This window comes from Micromonospora sp. NPDC049559 (genome assembly GCF_040676675.1).
GTDB lineage: Bacteria > Actinomycetota > Actinomycetes > Mycobacteriales > Micromonosporaceae > JBFAPK01.
In genome coordinates this window covers 37,259-44,080 of the sequence record NZ_JBFAPK010000056.1, presented here as the reverse complement: position 1 = coordinate 44,080, position 6,822 = coordinate 37,259, and the positions used below count along the sequence as shown (strand labels likewise).

6 protein-coding genes are annotated in these 6,822 nt (G+C 75.9%); 5 read left to right on the top strand and 1 reads right to left on the bottom strand.

What is annotated here, in order from left to right; all coding sequences use genetic code 11:
* Positions 1 to 191: 191 nt before the first annotated feature.
* Positions 192 to 1,412 (bottom strand): amino acid deaminase/aldolase, encoded by a 1,221-nt coding sequence (locus tag AB0J86_RS36545; protein WP_363862680.1) that lies wholly within the window; start codon positions 1,410 to 1,412, stop codon positions 192 to 194.
* 364 nt (positions 1,413 to 1,776) lie between these two features.
* Between AB0J86_RS36545 and tmk the strand changes: the two genes are divergently transcribed.
* The 5 genes from tmk (at position 1,777) to AB0J86_RS36520 (ending at position 6,669) form a co-directional block, all read left to right on the top strand.
* Entirely contained in the window at positions 1,777 to 3,987 is a 2,211-nt protein-coding gene (tmk, locus tag AB0J86_RS36540; protein WP_363862692.1) for a dTMP kinase, read from the top strand.
* On the top strand, positions 3,987 to 5,174 hold the full coding sequence (locus AB0J86_RS36535) for a DNA polymerase III subunit delta' (protein ID WP_363862677.1): 1,188 nt from the start codon (positions 3,987 to 3,989) through the stop codon (positions 5,172 to 5,174). Before tmk ends, AB0J86_RS36535 begins: the two co-directional genes overlap by 1 nt.
* A gap of 197 nt (positions 5,175 to 5,371) precedes the next feature.
* Positions 5,372 to 5,698 (top strand): YbaB/EbfC family nucleoid-associated protein, encoded by a 327-nt coding sequence (locus tag AB0J86_RS36530; RefSeq protein ID WP_363862674.1) that lies wholly within the window; start codon positions 5,372 to 5,374, stop codon positions 5,696 to 5,698.
* Positions 5,699 to 6,004 (top strand): hypothetical protein, encoded by a 306-nt coding sequence (locus AB0J86_RS36525; protein WP_363862671.1) that lies wholly within the window; start codon positions 5,699 to 5,701, stop codon positions 6,002 to 6,004.
* Entirely contained in the window at positions 6,004 to 6,669 is a 666-nt protein-coding gene (locus tag AB0J86_RS36520; protein ID WP_363862668.1) for a hypothetical protein, read from the top strand. Before AB0J86_RS36525 ends, AB0J86_RS36520 begins: the two co-directional genes overlap by 1 nt.
* The last annotated feature ends 153 nt before the right edge of the window (positions 6,670 to 6,822 follow it).

The window sequence follows — 6,822 nt, the reverse complement described above, 5'->3', positions numbered from 1 at the left end:
CCTTCTTCGCGATCTTTCTCGTGCTCCTGCTGGCCTCGTCCAGCTATGCGGCGGGCCGGCTGCACGGGCAGCTCAGTTACCGGATCGGATACCGGCGCGGCGCAGCGAGCCGGCCCGGCGCGCAAGACGCCGCGCGGCCCGGCGCCCGGACCCGCAGGAAGCGCGGCCCCGCAAGAAGCGCGGAGCGGCGGTCAGAGGAAGGCGTGCCCCTCGCCCCGGTACGTCGGCACCGACCCGACCACCCGGTCTCCCTCGACCAGGTGCAGCTCGTTGACGTGCTCGCAGAGCTCGCCCGCCTTGGCGTGGCGGAACCAGACCCGGTCGCCGACGGTGAGCGCGTCGGCCGCCGCCCCGGTCAGCGGCGTCTGCACCTCGCCGGCGCCCTCCGTGCCGGTGAGCCGCAGCCCGGGCGGGAGCCAGGGGGTGGGCAGCCGGGTCGACTCGGCCGGTCCCGAGGCGATCCAACCGCCGCCGAGGACGGTGGCGACCCCTGGGCCGGGGCGGCGTACCACCGGCAGGACGAAGAAGGCCGACGGGGTGGGGCGCCAGGCGCGGTACCCGTCGAAGAGGGTGGGACCGTAGAGCCCCGACCCGGCGGTGATCTCGGTTACCGCCGGGTCGGCGCCGGTCAGCGCGACGCTGCCGGTACCGCCGCCGTTGACGTACTCCAGCTCGGCGTGTTCCCGTACCGCCCGCACGGCGGCGCCGCGCCGTTCCAGCAGGTCGCGGTACGAGCGGCCCTGGAGGCCCCGGATCGCCGCGGCGCGCAGCGCCCGCCGGGGCGGCGCGTCGCCGAGGCCGGCGATCTGCGCCTCGTACGCCATCAGGCCGACCAGCCGGAACCCGGCGCGGCCGGTGATCTCGGCGGCGAACGCGCCGGCGGCCTCGGCGCTGTGCAGCGGCGAGCGGCGCACGCCGACGTGCAGCCGCCCGCCCGGCCCGCCGCGCAGCGGTCGCCAGGACGCGTCCAGCTCCAGGCAGACCCGGACCGGGGCGCGCCGGTCCGCGGCGGCGACCGCGTCGACCAGGTCGAGCTGGGCGGCGTCGTCCACCATGATCGTGATCGCCTCGGCCAGCTCGGCGTCCTCGACCAGCGTGCCGAGCGCGGCCCGGTCCGCCGTCGGGTACGCCACCAGCACGTCGCGGCTCACGCCGGCCCGGACCAGCCAGATCGCCTCGGGCAGCGTGTACGCCATCACCCCGCGCCAGCCCGCCGTGGCGAGTGCCCGGTCGAGCAGGGCCCGGCAGCGGACCGACTTGCTCGCCACGCGTACGGGTTTGCCGTTGGCGCGCCCGGCCAGGGCGGCGGCGTTGGCGTCGAAGGCGGTCAGGTCGACCACCGCGAAGGGGGGTTCGAGGTGCGCCGTGGCCCCGTCGAGCCGTTCGCGTAGCTTGTCGCGTTTGGTGGACACCGCAGCACGCTAACCCGACGGCCGGGTGACCCGAAAGACATTCGCATATGGCGCGCGGCGTGCCGTTTCCCATCCCCCGTTCGAGTGTCGCGCCGCGCCCGCCGGTCGGCGCACCCCCGGCGGCGCCAGCCCTCCGGCCGGCGGTGTGCCGGGGCCCGCCTAGGCTCGGATCAGGGAAATGTCGGGGTGGGGCCGGCCTTCGCCACGATTTAGAGTGTGTTCCGGGGGAGCCCAGGCCTGGGCCGGACGGGGAGGTACGGCCATCGACGCCGATCAGAGCAGTGCGGGGGGCGCCGTACCGGGCACGCCCCTGCCGAAGGCGGCGGCCCAGGTCGACCGCACCGGCTACCAGGCCCTGCGGGCCGTGTTGCGGATCCGCCCGTTCCGGCGACTCTGGCTGGTGCTCGGCGCGGCCTCCCTCGGCGACTGGCTCGGCCTGCTCGCCACCTCGATCTTCGCCGCCGGGCAGGTCCAGGGGAGCACCGCCAAGGGTGCCGCCTTCGGCGGCGTGATCGCGATCCGGCTGCTCCCGTCGCTGCTGCTCGGGCCGATCGCCGGGGTCTTCGCCGACCGCTTCGACCGGCGCTGGACCATGGTCATCTGCGATCTGCTGCGGTTCGCGCTCTACGCCTCCATCCCGCTGGTCGCGGTCCTCGGCGCCGGTCAGGGCGCGGTGGTCGGCTGGGCGACCGTCGCCACCTTCCTGATCGAGACGATCACGCTGCTCTGGATCCCGGCCAAGGAGGCCGCGGTCCCGAACCTCATCCCGCGTACCCGGCTGGAGAGCGCCAACCAGCTCACGCTGATCACCACGTACGGGATCACGCCGGTGCTGGCCGCGGTCGTGCTGGCGGTGCTCGACCGCATCGTGCGCTCGCTCAGCGGCAGCGGGGGCGGCGCGGCCGACATGGCACCCACGATCGCGCTCTACTTCAACTCGCTCTCCCGGCTCGCCACCGCGCTGGTGGTGGCCTTCGGCATCAAGGAGATCAGCCGGAGCCGCACGGGCGACCGGGAGCAGTCCGAACAGGGGATGTTCCGGCAGTTCACCGAGGGATGGCGGTTCATCGGGCGGTCCGCGCTGGTGCGCGGGCTGGTCCTGGGCATCTTCGGCGCCTTCGCCGGCGGCGGCATCGTGATCGGTACGGCCCGGTTCTTCGCCGCCTCGCTCGGCGCCGGTGACGCGGCGTTCTATCTGCTCTTCGGCGCGATCTTCGTCGGCCTCGCGCTCGGCATCGGGCTCGGTCCGATGATCGTGCGGGACATGTCCCGGCGCCGCTGGTTCGGCCTGAGCATCGTGCTGGCCAGCGGCTCGGTCCTGCTGCTCGCCGCCTCCATCCACCTCTCCATGGCGATCCTCGGCGCCATCCTGGTGGGCGCCGGCGCCGGCATGGCCTTCCTCGCCGGCACCACGCTGCTCGGCGGGGAGATCGCCGACGAGGTGCGCGGCCGGGTCTTCGCGGTGGTGCAGATCGGTACCCGGCTGGTACTGATCTTCGCCATCGCGCTGAGCAGCGTGCTGGTCGGCGTCGGCGGCTCGCGGATGCTGCGGATCGCCGACCTCGGCATCTCGATCTCCTCGACCCGTCTGCTGCTGCTGGTGGCCGGCGTCGCCGGCATCTTCGCGGGGATCAGCGCCTTCCGCCAGATGGACGACAAGCGGGGCACCCCGGTGCTCGCCGACATCTGGGGTTCGATCCGGGGCCGCCCGCTCTCCCCGGCCGACCCGTTCGCCTCCGAAGGGCTCTTCGTGGTCTTCGAGGGCGGCGAGGGCGCCGGCAAGTCGACGCAGGTCAAGGCCCTGGCCGAGGCGCTGCGCCGGCAGGGACGGGACGTGGTGGTGACCCGGGAACCGGGCGCCACGGAGCTCGGCGCGCGGATCCGGAGGCTGGTGCTGGAGGGCGAGGTCGGGTCGAGGTCGGTCGCGCCCCGGACCGAGGCGCTCCTGTACGCCGCCGACCGGGCGCAGCACGTCGCCACCGTGGTACGCCCGGCGCTGGCCCGGGGCGCGGTGGTGATCAGCGACCGGTACGTGGACTCCTCCCTCGCCTACCAGGGCGCCGGCCGTACGCTGCCGGTCGACGAACTCTCCTGGCTCTCGTCCTGGGCCACCGGCGGCCTCAAGCCCGACCTGGTGGTGCTCCTCGACGTGGAGCCCACCGCCGGCCTCGCCCGGGCGGCGTCCCGCGGGGCGGGGGCGGACCGGCTGGAGGGCGAGGCGATCGACTTCCACGAGCGGGTCCGCTACGCCTTCCTCGACCTGGCCACGGCCGACCCCAAGCGGTACCTGGTGCTCGACGCCGCGCAGGCGCCCGAGGTGATCACCGCCGCGGCCCTGCAGCGGGTCGGCGGCCTGCTCGGCGAGCCGCCGAGCGACGCCGCACCGACGGACGTCCCGGCTGCGGACGCCCCGACGGACACTCCGACGGCGGACACTCCGACGGCGGACACCCAGACGGACGCCCCGACGGCGGGCGAGGTCCAGCCGGGCGAGCGGAGCTTATCCGGCCCCGAGGCGCCGACGACGCCGTCGGCGCCGGCCGGACCGGAGCGCGAACTGGAGCGGCGACCCTGATGAGTGACGTCTTCGCCGAGCTGGTGGGCCAGGACGAGGCGGTCGAGACGCTGCGGCGGGCGGCCGCCGCCGCCGACGGCATGCTCGCGGGCGCCTCCGCCGGCACCGGGATGACCCACGCCTGGATCTTCACCGGCCCGCCCGGCTCCGGCCGGTCGGTCGCGGCCCGCGCCTTCGCGGCGGCGCTGCAGTGCGTACGCGGCATCGGCTGCGGCGAGTGCGCCGGCTGCCACACCACCCTGGCCGGCACCCACGCCGACGTACGGTTCGTCGTGCCGGAAGGGCTCTCGATCAGCGTCAACGAGATGCGGGCGCTGGTGCTGCGCGCCGCGAGCGCCCCGTCCGGCGGACGCTGGCAGGTGCTGGTCATCTCCGACGCCGACCGGCTCACCGAGGCGGCCGGCAACGCGCTGCTCAAGGCGATCGAGGAGCCGCCCCCGCGCACGGTCTTCCTGCTCTGTACCCCGTCGACCCACCCCGACGACATCTCGGTGACCATCCGGTCCCGGTGCCGGCTGGTACCGCTGCGGCAGGCGCCGGCCGAGGCGGTGGCGGCGATGCTGGTCGAGCGCGACGGCATCGCGCCGGAGGTGGCCAACTGGGCCGCGGCTGCCGCCCAGGGGCACGTGAGCCGGGCCCGCCAGCTCGCCCGCGACCCGGAGGCGCGCAAGCGCCGCGAGGCGGTACTGGCCGTGCCCCGGCGGCTGACCGGCGTCGGCGCCTGCTTCGACGCGGCCTCCGCGCTGATCGAGGCGGCCGAGGCGGAGGCCGAGGCGTCGGTCGTCGAGACGGACGCGGCCGAGCGGGCCGCGTTGCAGACCGCGCTGGGCGCCGGCGGCACCGGGCGCGGTGCGGCCGGCGCGATCCGGGGCGCCGCGGGGCAGATCAAGGACCTCGAACGGCGGCAGAAGTCCCGGGCCACCCGGGCGCAGCGGGACGCGCTGGACCGGGCGCTGGTCGACCTCGCCGGCTTCTACCGGGACGTGCTGACCGCGTCGCTGGGCGCCCCGGTGGCGCCGGTGCACACGGACACCGCCGCGCAGGCCACGGCGGCGGCCGGCAAGTGGAGCCCCGAGGCGACGCTGCGCCGGCTGGAGGCGGTGCTCGACTGCCGTACGGCGATCGACACGAACGTCAAGCCGCGGATCGCCGTCGAGGCGATGATGCTCGCGCTCTGGCGCGGCTGACCGTACCCGCATCCGTACCCGAAGCGGGGGCGATCCGGCGCCGTGCGGCGGGAATGACCTTGTACGTAGGGGTTTTCTTCGATGCCCGGAAACCGGTACGGTTCGATGCCGTAAGCAACGATGGCCGCACTTTTGGTTAATCGCACATCGGTCGGCGGCACGTCCGGTCAGCTGGTTTCCCCGGGAGGAGCCTGCCCATGGCGCGGGAGATCGACGAGTCCTGGGTCGAGGAGGCGATCGAGCGCTACCGCCGGATCGAGGGGTTGCGGACCGAGTTCGAGCGGGCCGTCGACGCCGTCGAGGTGACCGTACGCTCGCCCGACGGGCTGGTGGAGGTGGCCGTCACGGCGGCCGGGACCATCACCGACGTACGGATCCTCGGCGCGCTGACCGGACGGACCAACGTGGAGCTCTCCCGCTCCGTCTACGCGGCCGTGACCGCCGCCGCCGACGCGGCGCGGTGGGCCCGGGAGAAGCTGCACGTCGAGACCTTCGGCGGGTACCGGCCGCTGGCGGAGGAGTGAATGGAGACTCTGCGCGATCTCGCCGGTCGGCTCGACGAGGCCGCCGTCACGCTGACCGCCGCCACCTACGAGGTGGCCCGGACCGGGCCGGCGCCAAGGGCCTTCGGCGCCGATGCCCCCGGCTGGCCCGGCGAGCTGGGCCGGGCGCTCTACGAGCAGTGGATCTCCGCGACCGCGGCCCGGTCCCGGGAGGCGGCCGTGGCGGCCGCCCGGCTCGCCGACGCCGCCACCACGCTGCGGGTGGTCGCCGCCGGCTACGACGACACCGACGAGGCGGCCCGCCGCCGGCACGCCGGGGAGGCGTGATGGACCCCCTCGACCGGCTCGCCGGGCCCGGGGCCGACCTGCTGCGCCGGGTCGACGACACGCTCGTCGCCGCCGGCGCGCCCGACGACCACCGGATCTGGCCGCTGCTGCGCCGGCTCCGCGCGCTGCCCGGGGAGGCGGTCGCCGCGGTCGCCGCGCTCCACCCGGCGCCGCTGGCCGAGGCGGGCGGCGCGCTACGCACCCGCCTTCCCGAGTACGAGGACGCCCGCGCCGCCCTCGCCCGGGAGGTGTCGTGGCAGGGCGCCGGCGCCGAGGCGTACGCGGCGCAGCGGGACGCGCTCGCCGCGTACCTGACCGCCGGCCCGGAGAGCCTGGCCGGGCGGCTGTCGGCCACCGCCGGGTACGCCGCGGCGCTCGGGGACTGGGTGACGGCCAGCCGGGGCGCGCTGGCGCGTACCGTCGCCGAGGTCCTCGGCTCGGCGGAGGCCGTGGCGCTGCTGCCCGGCGCGGCGGAGGACGGGCCGGCGTCGGCGGCGCCGGCCGCGGCCGAGATCGGTGCGCGGGTGCTGACCACGGTGGCGGAGGCGTACGACCGGGCGGAGGCGCTGCTCGCGCGGTGGGCGCCGCGACTCGGTGAGGTCGACTTCCGTCCGCCCGCCGGCACCGCGGCCCGGTTCGACCTGACCACCCGCGTCGAGGGCTGAGGCCGCGCCGGGCGCCTGCGGTGCGCGGCGGGTCGAGGACCCGTCGGAGGCGCGGGCGGGGCCGAGACCGCACACGAGGTGGGGACACAGCACACGGCGCCGACCCGGAGCGGCTGACCCCTTCAGCCGCTCCGGCGGCGGCGCCGTGGCTTC